18 protein-coding genes are annotated in these 17,390 nt (G+C 62.1%); 5 read left to right on the plus strand and 13 right to left on the minus strand.

Going from position 1 to position 17,390, the window contains the following annotated elements; translation table 11 throughout:
• Positions 1 to 30 precede the first annotated feature (30 nt).
• The 6 genes from BM321_RS20225 to BM321_RS30580 all read right to left on the minus strand — a co-directional run bounded on the left by BM321_RS20225 (position 31) and on the right by BM321_RS30580 (position 5,385).
• Entirely contained in the window at positions 31 to 1,095 is a 1,065-nt protein-coding gene (locus BM321_RS20225) for a branched-chain amino acid ABC transporter permease (RefSeq protein WP_060742780.1), read from the minus strand.
• Positions 1,096 to 1,099: 4 nt separating this feature from the next.
• Positions 1,100 to 1,981, minus strand: coding sequence for a branched-chain amino acid ABC transporter permease (locus BM321_RS20230; RefSeq protein WP_060742781.1), 882 nt, complete (start codon positions 1,979 to 1,981; stop codon positions 1,100 to 1,102).
• Entirely contained in the window at positions 1,978 to 2,748 is a 771-nt protein-coding gene (locus BM321_RS20235; protein WP_092444280.1) for an ABC transporter ATP-binding protein, read from the minus strand. Before BM321_RS20235 ends, BM321_RS20230 begins: the two co-directional genes overlap by 4 nt.
• On the minus strand, positions 2,745 to 3,716 hold the full coding sequence (locus BM321_RS20240; RefSeq protein WP_092444281.1) for an AMP-binding protein: 972 nt from the start codon (positions 3,714 to 3,716) through the stop codon (positions 2,745 to 2,747). The genes BM321_RS20235 and BM321_RS20240 overlap by 4 nt, the downstream gene beginning before the upstream one ends.
• 4 nt (positions 3,717 to 3,720) lie before the next feature.
• Positions 3,721 to 5,139 (minus strand): LLM class flavin-dependent oxidoreductase, encoded by a 1,419-nt coding sequence (locus BM321_RS20245; protein ID WP_092444282.1) that lies wholly within the window; start codon positions 5,137 to 5,139, stop codon positions 3,721 to 3,723.
• Positions 5,140 to 5,229: 90 nt separating this feature from the next.
• On the minus strand, positions 5,230 to 5,385 hold the full coding sequence (locus BM321_RS30580) for a hypothetical protein (protein ID WP_175534950.1): 156 nt from the start codon (positions 5,383 to 5,385) through the stop codon (positions 5,230 to 5,232).
• A gap of 91 nt (positions 5,386 to 5,476) precedes the next feature.
• On the opposite strand from BM321_RS30580, the gene BM321_RS20255 reads away from it, so the two are divergent.
• A complete protein-coding gene (locus BM321_RS20255; protein WP_092444286.1) occupies positions 5,477 to 6,697 on the plus strand; it encodes a multidrug effflux MFS transporter in 1,221 nt (406 codons plus the stop codon).
• Between the two features lie 53 nt (positions 6,698 to 6,750).
• Here the strand turns inward: BM321_RS20255 and BM321_RS20260 are convergent, their stop codons facing one another.
• From BM321_RS20260 to BM321_RS20290, 7 genes are all read right to left on the minus strand, one after another.
• The gene (locus tag BM321_RS20260; RefSeq protein ID WP_175534952.1) at positions 6,751 to 7,956 is read right to left on the minus strand and encodes a DSD1 family PLP-dependent enzyme; all 1,206 of its coding nucleotides are present in this window, start codon (positions 7,954 to 7,956) and stop codon (positions 6,751 to 6,753) included.
• Between the two features lie 140 nt (positions 7,957 to 8,096).
• Positions 8,097 to 9,023 (minus strand): alpha/beta fold hydrolase, encoded by a 927-nt coding sequence (locus BM321_RS20265; protein ID WP_092444289.1) that lies wholly within the window; start codon positions 9,021 to 9,023, stop codon positions 8,097 to 8,099.
• A complete protein-coding gene (locus tag BM321_RS20270; RefSeq protein WP_092444291.1) occupies positions 9,010 to 9,915 on the minus strand; it encodes a DMT family transporter in 906 nt (301 codons plus the stop codon). The genes BM321_RS20265 and BM321_RS20270 overlap by 14 nt, the downstream gene beginning before the upstream one ends.
• Before the next feature lie 5 nt (positions 9,916 to 9,920).
• Positions 9,921 to 10,532: a flavodoxin family protein gene (locus BM321_RS20275; RefSeq protein ID WP_092444292.1), complete on the minus strand. Its 612-nt coding sequence runs from the start codon at positions 10,530 to 10,532 to the stop codon at positions 9,921 to 9,923.
• 3 nt (positions 10,533 to 10,535) lie between these two features.
• Positions 10,536 to 11,219: an iron-containing redox enzyme family protein gene (locus BM321_RS20280; RefSeq protein ID WP_063321722.1), complete on the minus strand. Its 684-nt coding sequence runs from the start codon at positions 11,217 to 11,219 to the stop codon at positions 10,536 to 10,538.
• A gap of 1 nt (position 11,220) precedes the next feature.
• Positions 11,221 to 11,766, minus strand: a complete 546-nt coding sequence (locus tag BM321_RS20285; RefSeq protein WP_092444294.1) for a GNAT family N-acetyltransferase — start codon at positions 11,764 to 11,766, stop codon at positions 11,221 to 11,223.
• An 8-nt stretch (positions 11,767 to 11,774) separates the two neighbouring features.
• A complete protein-coding gene (locus BM321_RS20290) occupies positions 11,775 to 13,127 on the minus strand; it encodes a phenylacetate--CoA ligase family protein (protein ID WP_092444296.1) in 1,353 nt (450 codons plus the stop codon).
• A 645-nt stretch (positions 13,128 to 13,772) separates the two neighbouring features.
• Here BM321_RS20290 and BM321_RS20295 point away from each other — a divergent pair.
• The 4 genes from BM321_RS20295 to BM321_RS20310 all read left to right on the plus strand — a co-directional run bounded on the left by BM321_RS20295 (position 13,773) and on the right by BM321_RS20310 (position 17,385).
• The gene (locus BM321_RS20295; protein ID WP_175534953.1) at positions 13,773 to 15,254 is read left to right on the plus strand and encodes an anthranilate synthase component I family protein; all 1,482 of its coding nucleotides are present in this window, start codon (positions 13,773 to 13,775) and stop codon (positions 15,252 to 15,254) included.
• Positions 15,251 to 15,835: an anthranilate synthase component II gene (locus BM321_RS20300; protein WP_092444300.1), complete on the plus strand. Its 585-nt coding sequence runs from the start codon at positions 15,251 to 15,253 to the stop codon at positions 15,833 to 15,835. The genes BM321_RS20295 and BM321_RS20300 overlap by 4 nt, the downstream gene beginning before the upstream one ends.
• Before the next feature lie 79 nt (positions 15,836 to 15,914).
• Positions 15,915 to 16,760, plus strand: a complete 846-nt coding sequence (locus BM321_RS20305) for a helix-turn-helix transcriptional regulator (RefSeq protein ID WP_256573454.1) — start codon at positions 15,915 to 15,917, stop codon at positions 16,758 to 16,760.
• Between the two features lie 136 nt (positions 16,761 to 16,896).
• Positions 16,897 to 17,385: a hypothetical protein gene (locus BM321_RS20310; protein WP_092444302.1), complete on the plus strand. Its 489-nt coding sequence runs from the start codon at positions 16,897 to 16,899 to the stop codon at positions 17,383 to 17,385.
• Positions 17,386 to 17,390 lie beyond the last annotated feature (5 nt).

Consider the following 17,390-nt stretch of genomic DNA (forward strand, 5'->3'; position numbering starts at 1 on the left):
GTCAAGGTCTGTTGGGTCGTGGGTCGGCGCTCAGAACCGCAGCGGCCAGACCCTGATGCGTTCGCGCAAGTCACCAAGCAGGCGGGCCAGTCCTTCCGGTTCCTTGATCAGGAACCAGATGATCAGGCCGCCGAAAAGCACCTTCTGCAGGTTCTGCAACTGCCCGGCGTCGACGTTGCCGTTGAACAGCCATAGCCCGGCATGGCTGAGCAGGATCGGCACAAGGCTGATGAAGGCCGCGCCGATGAAGCTGCCGGCGATGCTGCCCATGCCGCCGATAATGATGATGAACAGAATCTGGAACGAGCGGTTGATGTCGAAGCTGCCGGCACTGGCCGTGCCCAGGTAGGCGAACGCCCAGAGCGCCCCGGCGATGCCCAGGTAGAACGAACTGACCGCGAAGGCCAGGCGCTTGTAGCGTTCCACAGGAATGCCGATCACGGCGGCAGCGGTGTCCATGTCACGGATCGCCATCCAGTTACGGCCGACCTGGCTGCGCACCAGGTTGGCCGCTATCCAGGTCAGCAGTACCACGCAACTGAGGGTCAACAGGTAGCGACCGACTGGGGTGGTCAGGTTATGGCCCAACAGCTCCAGTCGTGGCGCGCTGATGGTGCCGGACGAGGCGTAGTTGTAGAACCAGGGGAATTTGGCGAACACCCACTCCAGGAAGAACTGCGCGGCCAGCGTCGTGACCATCAGGTAGAAGCCCTTGATCCGCGAGCTGGGGATGCCGAACAGCAACCCCACCAGCCCGGCGATCAAACCACCGCCGATCAGCGCCAGTGGCAACGGCAATCCGGGTACGCGCAGCAGCAGGCCGTAGGTGGCGAACGCGCCCACCGCCATGAAACCGGCGGCGCCGACCGACGTCTGGCCGGTGTAGCCGGTCAGCAGGTTCAACCCCAGGCCGGCCAGCGACAGCACCAGGAACGGAATCAGGATCGCGTTGAGCCAATAGTCGTTGCCCAGCCACGGCAGGCCGACAAAGGCCACCAGCAACAACAGCAGCAAGCCCGGCCGCCAGCGCCGGCGCACCAGGGTCAGGGGCGCCTCGTCGAAGCTGGCAGTCAGGCGCGGAACAGTAGCGGTCATGGCGTCATACCCGTTCAATGATCCGGTCGCCGAACAGGCCGGCCGGTCGGATGTAGAGGAAGATCAAGGCGAGGAAATAGGCGAACCAGGGCGTGATGCCGCCGCCGATCAGCGGGCCGATATAAGCCTCGGCGAGGTTCTCGGCGGCGCCGACGATCAGCCCGCCGACGATGGCCCCGCCAATCGAGGTGAAGCCCCCGATGATCAGTACCGGCAACGCCTTGAGCACCACCAGCGAAAGCGAAAACTGCACGCCCTGGCGCGCGCCCCAGAGCAGCCCGGCGACCAGCCCGACCACCCCGGCCACGGCCCAGACGATCTGCCAGATGCGGTTGAGGTTGATGCCCAGCGACAGCGCTGCACGGGTGTCGTCGGCCACGGCGCGCAGGGCAACACCAATGCGGGTCTTGTTGAACAGCAGGGCCAGCACCGCCACGGTCAGCGCGGACACCCCGGCGGCGATCAGGTCGAACTGGCTGATCATGATCTCGCCGACGAACAGCGGGACGTCCTCGATGCCCAGGTCCAGGGCGCGCACCTGGGCGCCCATCAAGCCTTGGGCCAGGCCTTCGATAATGAACGACAGGCCGAGGGTGGCCATAAACAGGGTAATCTGCGAACGGTTGACCAATGGCCGCAATACCAGGCGCTCGATCAGCAGCGCACCGACGACCATCACCAACACCGTCAGGAGCAACGCCAGGGCAAAGGACAGGCCCTGTTCGCGCAAGCTGACGAAGGTCAGCGCGGCGAACAACAGCATGGCGCCCTGGGCGAAATTGAACACGCCGCTGGCCTTGTAGATCAGCACGAAACCGATGGCTACCAGCGAATACAAGGTGCCGGCCAGCAGCCCGCCGATCAGGGTTTCCAGAAAGAAGTTCATGGGCGAGGCGTCCCCAGATAGGCAGCGATCACATCGGGATTGGCCTGTACTTCGGCCGGCGAGCCGTCGCCGACCTTGCGTCCGTAATCCAGCACCACCACGTGGCTGGACAAGCCCATGACCACCTGGATGTCGTGCTCGATGAGAATCACCGTGGTACCAAGATCACGATTGATATCGACGATGAAGCGGCTCATGTCCTGTTTTTCCTCGGTGTTCATGCCGGCCATCGGCTCGTCGAGCAACAGCAGCATCGGCTGCGCAATCAGTGCCCGGCCCAGCTCCACGCGCCTCTGCAGGCCGTAGGCCAGGCTGCCCACGGCGACGTCGCGCCAGGCCTGCAACTCGAGAAACTCCAGCACCCGCTCGGCACGCTCGGCGAACGCCCGCGCCTCGCGCCGGGCACGCGGCAAACCCAAGGCCTGTTCGAGAAAAAACGTCCGTTGGAAGCGCGACAGGCCGGTGAGCAGGTTGTCCACCACGCTCATTTTCTTGAACAGCGCATTGTTCTGGAACGTCCGACCGATACCGAGTCGCGCCGCCTTCAGCGGATGCGGGCGGCGCAACGGTTCGGCGGCGAAGAACAACTGGCCGGCGTCGGCCCGGTAGACGCCGTTGAGGATGTTCAGCAGCGAACTCTTGCCCGCACCGTTCGGCCCGATCAGCGCGCAGATCTCGCCAAGCTTGACGCTGAACGAAAGGTCGGAAATCGCTTTCACGCCCTGGAACGACAGCGACACGTTGCGCACCTCCAGCAGCGCACTCATGCCGCTCGCTCCAGGTACTCCTGTAACCACGCTTGGCGTGCGGGGCCTTGCAGCACCGCGTCTGCGGGCGCGCTCGGCACTTCGATCCGGCGCAGCCGCTGGAAGCCGAGCAGGTGTCGCACCCGCGCCTTGAACCAGCGTCGCAGGCCACGCCGCGGATCGTCCAGGGTCCATTCGCACAGGCGTCGGCGCCAACTGCCGGGAAGTGGCAGGCGAGCTTCGATTTCCGCCGCCAGCGATTCGACTCGCACCGCGGACAGCAATAAGGCCGTGGGGGCGATCTCGCGACGATCGCGACTGGCTGACTCGCGCGTTTCCGGAAACGCCAAGCCTTCGCCGCCCTCCAGCCAGCGACTGAACAAGTGGGCCAGGCCATCGCGCCACTCGGTGCCTTCATCGACCCACACCACCGCGTCCTCGGCGACCTGGGCCCAGCCCTGGCGTTGCGCGGTCGGCGCCTCGGTGACGAACAGCACCGACAGCGACTGCACCTGCCACAGACCACGATTCGCTACGTTGACCTGGGCCGAATACAGCCGCAGCGGCCATTCCTCATTCAGGCCGCACTGCAGCCAGTGCGACACGCTTTCGCGACGCTGGACAAAGGCGAACGCCGGACGGGTCAGGCGTAACTGACGTTGTAGATCCTCACCCCGGCTGTCGCGGTCGATCACCACGCTGTGCCCACCCAGTTGGCGCGCGGCCAGTGCCAGGATCAGCAGGCTCGGCTCAAAGGCGCCACTGAGGGCCAGCCGCGCGCCAGGGGCGAAGCCCTGCTGGCGCAAGCCATCGCATACCCGCTCGACCTCGCGCTGCACATCGATCCAACGCCAGGCCTTCCAGAGACCGAGGCGCCGATGGCGCAGGGCGATCTGCGTCGGTCGTTCCCTGGCCCAGCGTTGCAAGGCCGCCAGGGCGCTGTCCGTCACTCGGTCGAGCAGCGGCGAATTGAGTTCGTGGACACTCATGCGCTTACTCCTCACCAGCCAGGGCCGGTTCAGCGAGGCGGCTGCGCGGAGCGAGGCGCTTCAAGTCCCGATAGCCGGCGCCAGGGTGGTTAGCGGGCAATCGCGGACCGTCGCCGAACAACTTGTCGCGCAAGGTGCCAGGGCGGTATTCGGTCTTGTACGCACCGCGCTGTTGCAACTCGGGCACCAGCAGCTCAACCACATCGCGGAAGGTTTCGTGGGCCAAGGCATAGGCCAGGTTGAAACCGTCCACATCGGTGTCCTCGACCCAGGCCTGCAGCTCGTCGGCCACGGTTTGCGCGCTGCCGACAATCAACGGGCCGAAGCCGCCGATACCGACCCAGTCGGCCAGCTCCTGGACGGTCCACTGCTTGCCCGGATCGGCGGTAGAAAAGGTTTCCACGGCCGACTGGATGGCGTTGGTATGGATGTGCTTGAGCACCTGGTCGGGCCGGTACTGACCGAAATCGATACCGGTCCAACCGGAGATCAGCGCCAGCGCGCCCTCGTAGCTGCTGTAGGTTTTCAGTTCCCGCCACTTGGCCTGGGCCTTGGCGTCGGTCTCGTCGACGATCACCGTCTGCAGGTTGAAGATCAGCACCTTGCGCGGATCGCGTCCGGCTTCGGCAGCACGCCGGCGGATATCGGCCACGGTCTTCTTCAGGATCACCTTGGACGGCGCGGCCACGAACACACATTCCGCGTGGCCGGCGGCGAAGTCCTTGCCACGACTCGACGCTCCCGCTTGATAGAGCACCGGCGTGCGCTGCGGCGACGGCTCGCAGAGGTGGATGCCCGGCACCTGGAAGTGCTTGCCCTGGTGGCGGATCTCGTGGACCTTGCTCGGGTCGCTGAAGATGCCGCGCTCACGGTCGCGCACCACCGCGCCCTCCTCCCAACTGCCTTCGAACAACTTGTAGAGCACCTCCAGGTATTCGTCGGCGTAGTCGTAGCGCGCATCGTGATCGCTCAGGGCTTTCTGTCCGAGGTTGCGCGCCCCGCTGTCGAGGTAAGAGGTGACGATGTTCCAACCGATGCGCCCCTTGGTCAAATGGTCCAGCGTGGACAGGCGACGGGCGAAGGGATAAGGGTGTTCGAAGGTCAGCGAGGCGGTGAGGCCAAAGCCCAGGTGTTCGGTCACCAGCGCCATCGGCGTGATCAACGCCAAGGGATCGTTGACCGGCACTTGCGTCGCCTGGCGGATGGCCGCATCGCCATTACCACCGAGCACATCGTAGATACCAATCACATCGGCGATGAAGATGCCGTCGAACTTGCCGCGCTCCAACAGCTTGGCCAGGTCGGTCCAGTAATCCAGGTCCTTGTACTGCCAGGCGCGATCCTTGGGATGCCTCCAGAGACCGGGCGACTGGTGACCCACACAGTTCATCTCAAAGGCATTCAATCGAATTTCACGTGGCATGGGAACTCCTGCTCGATAGATTCAGCACCCCTTCCGAGTGCTTCTCATTGCTCTATCAACACGATTCGTGCCAAGTAATAAGTCTTTTATTTACAGCACGTTAGACATGCATTCGTTCACGGGAAATGCCTGCATGGTGACAACCTTGTTGATCAGCTGTCCGGTGGCAGACAGTGCGCGGATGATTCCTGTCACGAAACTCGAACCACCAATATTTAGCTTGACGCCCGAGATGATGATCATCATATTTGGTCGAAATATTATGACCATCATGTGAACCGCCACGGGCCGCAGACTCAGGTTGAGGCACGCCCTCCACCCGCGCAGGAGATGACGTATGGAAGCCAGACCTTCATTGGCGATCACCGGTAGGCAACCGCAAGCCTCCACACAACCATTGACCGGCAAAGTCGTGGCGCTGCTCGCGGGCCTGGCGGCGATCAGCATGCTCTCCACCAATATCATCCTCCCGGCGTTTGCGGCGATCGGTGAAGACCTGGGCGTGACCGCTCGCGAGCTCGGCCTGACGCTGTCCAGTTTCTTCATCACATTCGCCTTGGGCCAACTGGTGGTCGGGCCACTGGCCGACCGCTACGGGCGCCAGAAACTGGTGTTGGGCGGCCTGTCGGTGTTCGTCGTCGGCACCGTCATCGCCGGCCTGGCCAGCACCCTCGATGTGCTGATCGCCGGACGCGTCGTGCAGGCGCTGGGCGTGTGCGCGGCCTCGGTGCTGTCGCGCGCCATCGCGCGGGATCTGTTCGAAGGCGAGACGCTCGCCCGCGCCCTGTCGCTGACGATGATCGCCACCGCTGCGGCGCCGGGGTTTTCGCCGTTAGCCGGCAGCGTGCTGGCCGTCACGCTCGGCTGGCGTGCCATCTTCATCCTGGTGGGATTGGCCGCCGTGGTACTGGCGTTTTTCTACGTGCGCGACCTCGGAGAAACCCATCCCGCCGATCGCCGGGCGCCACACTCGGCCAAGAGCGTGGTGCTCGCCTATCGCCGATTGGTACTGGATAGGCGCTTCATCCTCCCCGCCCTCTCAATGAGCTTGCTGATGAGCGGCCTGTTCGCCTCGTTCGCGGCGGCGCCCGCCATCCTGATGCAAGGCATCGGCCTGACGTTGGTGCAGACCGGCCTGTATTTCGCCTCTACGGTATTCGTCGTGTTCGCCGCCGGCATGGCGGCCCCGCGCCTGGCCCATCGTCATGGTGCTCGAGTCATCACGCTCCTGGGCATCGCCTGCGCCATGATCGGCGGTGGGCTGCTTCTGGCAGGTCCGGCCGTGCCTGGCCTGTGGTGGTATGCCCTCTCGATGGTCACCTTCCTGTGGGGCATGGGCTTGGCCAATCCGCTGGGCACGGCGATCACCATGGGCCCCTTCGGCAAAGAAGCCGGGATGGCCTCCGCACTGCTGGGTTTTCTCTCCATGGGCGCGGCTGCGCTGACCACCTGGCTGGCCTCGGTCTTGAGCTTCGCACCGGTCACGACGCTGGGTGGAATCCAGGCAACGGCCTGCCTGGTGGCGCTGGTGCTGTTTCTGTTGCGCGGCAAGCTTTGAGCGACCGTTTTACCGGCCAGGCACGATGGAGGATTGCGCCGGTGAAGCGCCGGTCAATACACCGGCCAGGTTTCGACGATCTTCCCCCCGCGCACGGCCAGCAAGTCGCCAAACTGCAGCAGCACGGACTCAGTCTGGGTCGGCCGTAAAAACACCTGGTCTTCCACGTTCAGCCACACGGCCGGTGAGCCGTTGACCATTTCCTGGTTGGAACTGCGACCATAGAGTTCGTTACTTTGCAGCCCCGAGGGGGACTCGAACTCGGCCATCCAGTTGCCGCCATAGATGAAGAATGTCCCGCGCTGATTCGGGTTCCACCAGGAGAACAAGCGGGACTTGTCATCCAAAGCGGGAAAATTGACCGCCCCGGTGCTCTTCAACACCGGCGTTGCGATAAAGGCCGCCGGCACATGCTCGGCCAGCGATGGCAAGTCGTAATGCGTCGGCTTGAGAAACGCCGTCCCCACCGAGACCTCGCTGCTCAAGCGCTCCTGTTCGTGTATGCGGTAGCTGGGGCTGCCGGCGGTATTGAGTGTGAGTCCGTTGTGCCAAAGCGCCGGAAAATGCTCACGAACGTAGTTCACATGACCGTTGTAAATGACCATCACCTGGTCGAACAACGCCTGGGACGAACCGAGGATCCGGGGCACGCCCATGCCGACAAACGGGTCATACCCCATGAAGCCTGAAAATTCGAGATGCTGCGGATGGGCACTGATCAGCCTCAGCATCTCGCCGAGCACCGCCTGGTCAGCGACTCCGCCGCGATGCAGGCCGACATCCAGCTCGATATTGACCCGCATCCGGATGCCCAGGCCCTGTGCCAACGCCAGGTAATCCATCAGCCGCTGCGGGGTGTCGAGCAGCCACTGCAATTGCCTGGAAGGGTCAAAGGTACCCTTGTGGGTCTGGTAGAACAGCTCGGCCGAGCGCACCGGCAAAGGCTTGCCGAGCAAGAGGTCGGCCTCGGGAAAGGTCACCGCATCCTGATTGAGGAATGGCTGGTGAAACGACATCAGCCGCTGGCTATCGGTCCGTTTGGCGATGTACGCCAACAACCCCGCTGACGGCAGGGACTTCTCCACCAGGCGCAAGTGTTTGCCGGCACGTTTGACCGATTGCATGACCACATCGATGTTGTGATCGAGCCTATCGAGGTCGATCAGCATCACCGGCCGCATCGGCCCATGGGCCTTCAGCTCCTGGTTCAGCGCGCGGAAGTACTCGTTGTAGGGACTGCCCCGGTCGCTCGGACGCAACAGCGCGCCTGCCCCTGCCATCAACGCACCCACTCCCACGGTGCCGAGCATAAAGGTTCTACGGTTCATCAGGACGCTCCTTCGCGCGCAGTCAGGTGCACGTTACGGCAGCTATACCCGGCTGTTGAGGCTATGGGAGGTCAGAAAGGGGACTTTGGCGGCCAGGCTTTGATCGACTCCTCCTGCCCCCTGGACGTTGCAATGAACCCTGTGATGGCCGCCACCACATCGGCGCCCCGTTCAAGATAGGGCACATGCCCGGAGTCCTCGATGAACTCGCCGCGTGCATCGGGCAGTTGCTGGAGCAGGTTCTCCAGGGTCGCCGGCAGGAATACCTGGTCATGCCTGCCCCAAATCACCAGCGTCTTGGCAGCGATCTGTGGCAACCGTTCGAGCAGCACGTCCAGGCCTTCGCGACGGAAATCCTCGACGACCCGCTGCACAGCGGCAAACCTCGACCTGCCGCTGGCCGCCATGGCCTGGGCCAAGCGCCCTCCTACCTCGGGCGGCGCCTGGAACACCAGGCTCCAGAAGCGCTTCATCTCTTGGACCGTACGATAGCCAAACACCGTTCCCGCCCCTTGCAGGCTGGCTTTCAATGTGGGGCCTAGCGCTTGCTCACCCAGACCGGCAGGCGCCAGCAAGACCAAGTGACTGACACGCTGCGGGTGTTTGGCGGCATACAGGCCGGCCACGCACCCACCCAAAGAGCTGCCGACCAGCACGAAGGGACCCTCGACGAGGGTATCCAGCAGGTCTTCGAGTTCCGCCAGCATTGCCAGGGGACCAAAGCCGGCACCCGCCTCGTACACGGATTGACCATGCCCCGGCAAGTCGACGAAAACGCAAGGGTGATGGCGCGCCATGCCCAGCATCGCAGAGCCCCACTGGTCCTTGCTGGCACCCAAGCCGTGGAGCATGACCAGCGTCGTCCGCAGGTTCCGTGCAGGGCTTTGCAGATAGGCCAGGCGTCCATGTTTACCGGTGTGCCAGCGCAGTTTCAAACCGAACTGCCAGCGGTGGACCAGGCGCAAAGTGCCGAGCAGCAATCGATCAACGCGGTTCATCCGCCACTCCTTGCCCTTTGCTACCGGCCCTGAGGAAGAACCTTGCCGGCAGGCGCAGTTGGCATAGCGCCACGCCTGACAGCGTCAACACGGCGCCGATCACCAGGCGCTGACTGAAACCTTCGGCGAGCATGACCTGGCTGACAGCGATCGCGAACACCGGCACCAGAAGCAGGTACGGGCTCAGTTGCTGCATCGAGTTACGGCCGAGTAACCAGAACCACAGACCGAACCCCAGCAGACCACCACTGAGTGCGGTGTAGAGCACCGCCCACCACGCCTGGGCGCTGGCCGTGTAGACGCGTGTCCATTGCTCGCCTTCCTGGACGAACGACCACAGCAACAGCTGCGGTGCGGCGATGACCGCCGTCCAGGCACTCAAGGCCAGCGGATCCAGTGGTCCGAGACGCTTGGTCAACACTGACCCGGCAGCGAATGCCAAGGCCGCCAGCGCCACCAGCAACATGCCGATGAACGTCCCGCCCGCCGATGGCGTAGCCAGTAGCACCAGGACACCGGCGAACGCCAGCAGGATGCCCGCCAGGAGCCGCAGTTTCAGGACTTCCCCCAATAACGCGAATGCCAGGACCAAGGTAAACGGTGCCGCCAATTGATAAATGATCGCCGAGGTAGAGGCGTCTACCCGAGCGATACCGCAATACAGCAAACCGAAATGCAAGGTCCCGGTAATCGTGGCGATCAGGGCCACGGACGCAAACTGTTCACGTTTGACGCGCTTGAGCAGCGGCAGGAGAAACAGCGCCATGATCGCGTAGCGCATGGCGACCATGAGGATAGGCGGCAACTCGGCGCCGCCGATTTTCACTGCAGTGACCTGCGCGCCCCAGAGAAACGCGACCAGTAACGCGAGCAATGAGTCTTTCAATGGCATGACAGTTATCCCTTCTGAAATTGAATGGGCCGCAGGATTCTTTCCGGCTTGCCTGTCGCAAGTGCTGGGGGGTTAAGTCGACAGTGATGCTCGCAGAGCCGGTCCAATGTCTCGCGCAGGGCCTGTTCCGCTTCAGGATCGTGGGCCAGTTGGGTCTGGAAGCACGGCGGAAATCCCGAGCCGACCAGAATCATTTTGTTGAGCAGCACGTTCAGCGCGACCTGGGAGAAAACCGCCGTGTGTCCATAGCGTCGGCCGACGACCGCAATCGCCGCGAGCTTGTCGCGCAGCGGACGCTCCCGAGGCCGCAGGAAGCCATAGCCGACTCGCTCCAGAAACGCCTGGAAGCGACTGTTGGTGCCGTAGGCATGCATGACGGGGAGATAGAGCACCGCATCGGCGCGGTCCAGCCGCGCCACCAACTGCCCGACGTCGTCCTGCACTTGGCAGTCCTGGCCGGAACAGGCGTTGTCGGCGTCGCAGTAGTCGATCCGGTAATCCTTGAGCCAGATGTCATCGACCGCGACCTCCTCGCCCAGGTGGTGGCGCACCAGCGCCACCACCCGTGCACTGACACCACAAGGTCGGCTTGACCCGACAATGATGGTCAGATTCATGATTCAGGATGCCTCCCGCAACCCTTCTTCGCCAGCCAGGTAGGCGCGCAAAGCCTCTTCCATCAACTGCCCGGTCAGCCAGAGCGTGACGCGTGCCACTTCCTTGATCTGACGACGATCTGCTTCGGTCTTCACCGCACGCTGCATCGCCATACGCACTTCCTCGGCGTGCTTCTCGTCGATGGTCGAGTGGGCGACGAAGAAGGTCATCTGCTCATCCTTCAAGCCCAGGTCGGCACGGAACCGTTCCAGGATCGGTTGGATATGCTCGTAGACGTCCTCGGCCCAGTAGCTGTAACCCAGGCGAGCGATCGGCCCCTTGCGGATGGCCACATCGTTGAGAAAGGCGATCAGTGCCTGGGTCGGCGCCAGGGGCGCCGGCATGGCTTGCGGCAACAGCCCGACCGACTCCAGGTCACGCAGCACCATGCGCTCGTGGCCCAGCTCTTCCAAGGCGTGCTTGTAGACAAAGCGCAACAGCGTCGTTTCCTCTGGATCGGCACTGAAGGCGCAGGCGGCCTGGTTCACCGAGTTGTAGCGGGTGTAGTGGTAGACCTGCAGCATGAGCTGTTGGTAGAGGGCTGGCGGCGTTGGGTTGTCCAGGCTGAATTTCCAGTAGGCGCCCTGCTTGATCTGGGCCCAGCCCGCGTCGACGATAGCGTCGAGTTCCTTGAAGAATGCTTGCATTTCAATTGGCTCCTTTAACATTGAGGTAAACACTTTCGAGTTCCAGGTACACGAGGCTGTAGCGCCGCTCGACCTGTTCCCCGGTCCAGGTAACGTCATCCACCAGCACGCGCCCGCCCAGGCCGACATAGAGCGCAGCCAATTGGCCGCGGCACAGTGCCGAGATGAATCGCAGGTGAGTGTTGGCTTTCAGCCAAATGGCCGCTTGCAGGAGAAACATGCGCAGGTGCCGACCGCCTCGGTATCGCTCGTCCAGCACCAGGCGATTGGCATCGAAGGCATCTGTCGATTGTTCGAAATAGGCCTGCACGTCGACCGCTCGCTCGACGAAGCTCAGGCCATGACCCAGCGGCGTGACGCGCAACGTCCCGACCACTTCGTCCTTGTCCAGGTAGACCAGGTGATAGGACAAGGCGTCGCGCACCTGCTCCCTTCGCTCGAAGTCATCCTCCCGTGCCGGGTTGATCCCCAGGTAGCGACTCCTGAGTTGCCTGACGGACTCGAACAGTTCGTTGGCATTGTCAATCACGCGAACAGACAGGCTCATCGCTGACCTCACTGGCCTTGGCGCTGATCGACGATGCGCGCTTCTTTCCAGCTGAACCAACTGCCAAGGTTCACATGCTCGGCCAGATCGCCCACCACCATGACCGTGGCATCGACCCCCAGCCGTTCGCGCAGGCGCTCCTTGATCAGCAGCACCAGACGTCCACGATCGCCTTCGAAGAAGCGCGACATTTCCAACTTGGCGATGACGGTGTCGCGACCATTGGCGCGACTGAGGATGATCTGGTAACCAAGGCATTGTTCGACGCCTTCAAGCAGCGCCTGCTCGATCTGTGCGGCCGAGAAGGCGCGATCGTTCAGTTGCACGGCATCCTTCACCCGACCGACGACCTTGACGGTCTGGCGCATCGATTGCGGATAGCTGGGGCGCGACTGGATCGAGACCAGATCGCCCGTGCGGTAGCGAATCAACGGCTTGCTGCCAGGGATCAGCATGGTCACGCACAACTCACCGTCGCCGGTGCAGCCCAGGCTTTCCCCGGACTTGGGATCGAGCACCTCGATGATGTAGTTGAGGCGATGCGGCACCAACTGGTCGTTGGCGTTGCAGGCCGCGATGATCATCGCTTCCTGGGAGCCATACAGGCTGTTGTAGGCCTGCGCGCCCCACAGGCTGTAGAGGTTGTTCTTCAACGCAGGGGTGCACAGCTCGCCGCTCATCATGAACGCGCGCAGGGCGAAGTCCTCGCGTGGGTTCAAGCCTTGACGCTCGGCTTCCTTGGCCATGGCCAGCAAGAGCCCCGGCGCCGATGCGAGCACGCCGATCCGCAGGTCCTTGAGCAGTTGCAGTGCCTTGGGCCAACCGATCACCGGTGAGTGCGGCCAGATCTTGGCATTACACAGGTCGAGTTGGGTGCAGACATCGCCCAGGGTGTCACCGAAGGAATGGACCTCGGTAGGTCCCATGATGCCGACCACGGTCTTTTCGCCCGGGAAATGCTTTTCGATCACGGCCTGGTAAGCCATGGCCAGTTGGCGATTGCTCGTGTAGCTCTCCTTGCGGTCCCGCGGACATGGCGTGGCGGGCCCGGTGGTCCCCGTGGTCTCGTAATAGAAGATGCTGTCCTCCAGCGGGCCGGACAAGATGTCGAAGCCTGCTTCGCGCAGATCATCCTTGGTCGTGAATGGCAAGGTGGCGAGGTCATCCAAGGTGAGCGAACGCTCGTCGACCTGGGCAAGGTGCCTGGAATAGAACGGCGAGGACCGCTTCACGTGGCCGACCACTTCCCGCAACTGTGCCTGGTGCCAGGCCGCCAGCTCGGTGTCGCCGAGGACGTCGGTCCAATAGGCATGATGAATCGGATCGTACCGCTTCTTGAATGTCTCTAAATGCTCTTTCATTTCAGCCGCTCAGGTTTGATGGGTTACTGGAACTCAACGGCCGCTACGTTAGTAACAGAACTTATAAATACCCAGCTGCGCTATCTCGCAGTTGTGCGCGCACGAGTTTCTTGTTAAAAGCACGCGCGATTACATACGCACAGGGATAGCTCTTCGCCCCGTCGACATTCAGAAATGAATGAAAGATTAATATGCCCTCAGCAGTTGACAGCCCCAGGGCACGCTGGTAATTTCGCCGCACTGCCAATTATTCCCGCAGTGCTTAGCCAAGACTGGGATGTCTAAAAATGTACTATCACCTTTCTGCTATCAGTTCCTCCCACAGCTATCCCGACAGCTGTTCCCGGGCCATTCTGGCCATCTTCAAAAGCAATATCTGGCGTCGCTAATCTAGCGAAGACCGGAGTCTGTCTGCTGCCTGCCAGCAACGTCCTGATCTTTCCCCTCTGAAATCGAAGGCGCTCGCGCCTTGTGCCCTGCGCAACAATTGGCTGCAATCCATTGCAAGCTTTTTAGTGCGCGCGACATGAACAGCGTCCGTCCCGTCTATTCAGAATATCCGTCAACACGTATTTAAAGTGCCCGCGCGCTTTATATTTCCGTGGCGCTCTCTTAATCGAGCGCCTGAATCGTTACACCTTGAATATGGTATTAACCGTGAATAAAAATTTAATTGGCGTGAATGTTCTTCGCCGTGAAGAACGTCGACCGACGGATGCACTTGGCATATATGCAAATGCACTGGAAAAACTGGGTCGCGAGTCTGTTTTCATTCTTGAATCGCTGTCCGGCCCAAGCCGTGATCGCCGGGCGACGATCGTCGGGCTCGAACCGCTTTTCGAAGTGTGTATCAATGAGGGCCAGGCCCAACTGCGAGGCTGCGCCGCCCTGTGTGAACATTTGTCCGCCAGCCTGCGGCAAGCGGGCATGCAGGTCGATCCGGAACACAAGATCCATCTACCCGACAGCGAGGCTGCGTGGAACCTGCTCCGGGCGATCCAGGCAACGTTCCAACCTGCATCCAATGCCCCTTCCAGCCTGGCCTTCTTCGGCTATTTCTCCTACGACTGCGTTCGCCTGATCGAGCGACTTCCCGATCTGGCCAAACAGACCTACGACTACCCGCTCATTGCTCTGTCGGTCTATCAGACCCTGGTTTATTTCCACAGCAATGGCATCGTCGAAACCTTGATCAATAACCACGATCTCTGGTCGCCCCGCACGTTGGAGGACTACCCCTTCCTGAGCACAACCCCGGCATCCGAGGCGCTGGCCCCGCTACCGTACCCCGAGGGCTTCGAGGAAGAGCGCACGGTGACCCCGGAGCAATTCGTCGAGCGTGTCGAAGTGGCGATGGAGCACATCCGCGCCGGCGACGTCTACCAGATCCAGCTCGGTCATGAGATTCGCATCCGCTCGCAGGTTTCGCCGTTCGACGTGTACCAGAACCTGCGCCTGCGCAACCCTTCACCCTACATGTACCTGGCCCACGTTGGCGGCATCGACCTGATCGGCGCCAGCCCCGAGCTGTTCGTCAGGATCAAGGACGACTTGATCGAGATGCGCCCGATCGCCGGCACCGTGGGCAAGAAGCCTGGCGTCGATCCGACTCAGTTGGTCCTGGAGCTGACCCGTTCCGAGAAGGAGCGCGCCGAACACCTGATGCTCATCGACCTGTGTCGCAACGATATCGGTCGCGTGTGCCAGGCCGGCTCGCTGGAGGTCGATGAGTTCATGCTAGTGGAAGAGTACTCGCACCTCTACCACATGGTGTCGAATGTTCGCGGCTTGCTGCGCCCGGGCCTGGATGCTTTCGACGTGATCAAGGCCTCGTTCCCCGCGGGCACCATGTCCGGCGCGCCCAAGGTCAGAGCGATGGAGCTGATCGAAGGGATGGAAAGCAACCGCCGGGGCATTTATGCCGGGGCCCTGGGCCTGGTCGGTTTCGATGGCAGTGTCAACACCGCATTGTGCATTCGCTCGACGGTCTTCGATGAGGGTACGTACCACTTGCGTGCATCCGCCGGAGTGGTGGCCGATTCGGTGCCAGAGCTTGAGTGGAAAGAGACACTGTACAAGATGGGTTCCGTCTATCGGGCAGTGACCGGCCAGGAGATCGCACTGTGAAAGTATTCTTGATCGACGCCTATGACAGCTTCGTCTTCATCATCAGCCAATACCTGGAACAACTGGGGCTGGAAACCCACGTCGAGCGTCACGACGTACCGGGCCTCATCCAGCGCATTGAAGCGTTCTCACCGGATTTCTGCGTGCTGGGCCCTGGGCCTGGGCATCCGGCCGATGTGGGCTACATCGAAGTGATCAGGCACTTTCAAGGACGCCTGCCGCTGCTGGGTGTGTGCCTGGGTCACCAGGCCATCGGCCTGGCCTTCGGAGCCCAGGTTTGCCGGGCCCCACACGTGATGCACGGCAAGGTGAGCACGATCGAGAACGACGGCAAGGGCGTCTATGACCACACCCAGGCACATGCGATTCGGGCGACCCGCTACCACTCGTTGATGATCAGCGAGCAGCCGTTACCCGACTGCCTGGAGATCACGTCCAGATCCACGGACGACGGCTATGTCATGGGCGTGCGCCATCGCCACCTGCCGGTGGAGGGCGTGCAGTTCCACCCTGAAAGCATCCTCACCGAAAACGGCCTGGACCTGTTCCGCAGCTTCATCCGGTGTCATGTGCACAAGTGATCCATCCGGAAGGGGCATGCGCCCCTTCCTTCCTGTACTCCGACTGTTTCATTCCTGCTACAACTAGAGCGATCCGTTTATGGACAAACACCACTCCCCCGCCTGCGGCCGGACCCAGACCGAGCGTGCTGCTACGCTGACCGCCTTCACGAGCCTCGCCAAGGATGCCAACCGTTGCGATTGGGAGCGCCTGCTGAACAAAGTGCTGCGCCAACTCGGCTTCGGCAGCTACCTCATCAGCCTCGGGCCGGCAACGCCGGGGGATACCGATCCTCTCGCTGGTCTCATCACCACCTTTCCCAAACGCTGGCTGGAACACTACCGCTGTGATGGGTTGATCGAGATCGACCCGATACTCAGGCACTGTCGACGCGAGTTGGTGCCGCTTTTCTGGGACAGCGAACGACGGCGCGCCCGGGGACGCTCCCGGCATTTCTGGGAGCAACGCGAGCTACACGGCCTGCGCAGCGGCGTGAGCATCCCACTGCGCTACGAAATGCTCAGGGGAACCTTGAGCGTGGCCTTCGACGACACACAGATCACCGAACAGAAAGGGGTCTCCAACCCTGCCGTCTATCAACTGTTCATGCTCATTCCCTACCTGCTCGCCGGGATACGACATCAACTGCAACGGCCTGCCCAACCGCGCCAGGACCTGACGCCCAAGGAAATGGACTGCCTGTACTGGGCCAGCGAAGGCAAGACCACCTGGGAAATCAGCCACATCCTGACCTGCTCCGAACGCACCATCGACTTCCACCTGCTCAATGCGCGACGCAAGCTGGGCTCGGTAAGCCGCCAACAGGCCGTCAGTGCTGCGGTGGCCTGTGGGTTGGTCATGCCGACCGTTATCTCGCCGACTACCGGTGCCAGAAATGAGCAAAAAAGTGGTTTCTACGACAGTCCACCCTCAGGGATAACCTGATGGCCTATTCAAGTCAGCAATGGCAGGCTTCCAACCTGCAGCGCAGGCCCGTGCAGCCAGGCAGCAATACCCGATGCTTGCAGCCATTGACTTCGGGTATTCATCACCTGTTATTCAACTGAACAAGGATGTAGGCATGAAAATCTCTCTTGGTCTCGTCGCCCTGGCCGGGTGCCTGTCCACCTTCGCTGTTTCGGCCGCTGGCCCGAGCCACAGCGATCTGTTCAAGGCTCTGGCGCAGTGCCAGGCCAGTGCGCAGCAGGTGGGCGAGTTCAACAACCTGGTTGACGCCGAGCAACTGACGCTCCCCAAGGATGAAGCGCACAGCCCGTGGGGCGGTGCCGCCTGGCAAGCCACCCCAGCGCTGACGGTGCACGGCGTGTCGTCGACCACCCTGGTGATGACCGACCGCTTCAGCTTCTTTCTCCAGGCCAAAAGCAGCAGCCCGAAGGCCGACGCAGAGAAGCTCGCCAGCACCCTGAAACTGGAAAAGACGCTGGATACCGACGGCTACGTGGATTACCAGCGCAACCTCGACAACGGCGCGACCCTGCGCGTGCTCTCCACCGAAAACAAGGACAGCGATCTCTACGTGGGTTGCACCTATCAGCAGAACGCGTCCTGAGACCA

The organism is Pseudomonas sp. NFIX10 (assembly GCF_900111955.1).
Taxonomy (GTDB): domain Bacteria; phylum Pseudomonadota; class Gammaproteobacteria; order Pseudomonadales; family Pseudomonadaceae; genus Aquipseudomonas; species Aquipseudomonas fluorescens_AA.

Coding starts and splice junctions, on each gene's coding strand:
- BM321_RS20240 (WP_092444281.1), bottom strand. CDS start 3,716: ATGAGTGTCCACGAACTCAATTCGCCGCTGCTCGACCGAGTGACGGAC.
- BM321_RS20285 (WP_092444294.1), bottom strand. CDS start 11,766: ATGAGCCTGTCTGTTCGCGTGATTGACAATGCCAACGAACTGTTCGAG.
- BM321_RS20230 (WP_060742781.1), bottom strand. CDS start 1,981: ATGAACTTCTTTCTGGAAACCCTGATCGGCGGGCTGCTGGCCGGCACC.
- BM321_RS20245 (WP_092444282.1), bottom strand. CDS start 5,139: ATGCCACGTGAAATTCGATTGAATGCCTTTGAGATGAACTGTGTGGGT.
- BM321_RS20225 (WP_060742780.1), bottom strand. CDS start 1,095: ATGACCGCTACTGTTCCGCGCCTGACTGCCAGCTTCGACGAGGCGCCC.
- BM321_RS20310 (WP_092444302.1), top strand. CDS start 16,897: ATGAAAATCTCTCTTGGTCTCGTCGCCCTGGCCGGGTGCCTGTCCACC.
- BM321_RS20305 (WP_256573454.1), top strand. CDS start 15,915: ATGGACAAACACCACTCCCCCGCCTGCGGCCGGACCCAGACCGAGCGT.
- BM321_RS20280 (WP_063321722.1), bottom strand. CDS start 11,219: ATGCAAGCATTCTTCAAGGAACTCGACGCTATCGTCGACGCGGGCTGG.
- BM321_RS20295 (WP_175534953.1), top strand. CDS start 13,773: ATGGTATTAACCGTGAATAAAAATTTAATTGGCGTGAATGTTCTTCGC.
- BM321_RS20255 (WP_092444286.1), top strand. CDS start 5,477: ATGGAAGCCAGACCTTCATTGGCGATCACCGGTAGGCAACCGCAAGCC.
- BM321_RS20235 (WP_092444280.1), bottom strand. CDS start 2,748: ATGAGTGCGCTGCTGGAGGTGCGCAACGTGTCGCTGTCGTTCCAGGGC.
- BM321_RS30580 (WP_175534950.1), bottom strand. CDS start 5,385: ATGATGATCATCATCTCGGGCGTCAAGCTAAATATTGGTGGTTCGAGT.
- BM321_RS20265 (WP_092444289.1), bottom strand. CDS start 9,023: ATGAACCGCGTTGATCGATTGCTGCTCGGCACTTTGCGCCTGGTCCAC.
- BM321_RS20270 (WP_092444291.1), bottom strand. CDS start 9,915: ATGCCATTGAAAGACTCATTGCTCGCGTTACTGGTCGCGTTTCTCTGG.
- BM321_RS20275 (WP_092444292.1), bottom strand. CDS start 10,532: ATGAATCTGACCATCATTGTCGGGTCAAGCCGACCTTGTGGTGTCAGT.
- BM321_RS20290 (WP_092444296.1), bottom strand. CDS start 13,127: ATGAAAGAGCATTTAGAGACATTCAAGAAGCGGTACGATCCGATTCAT.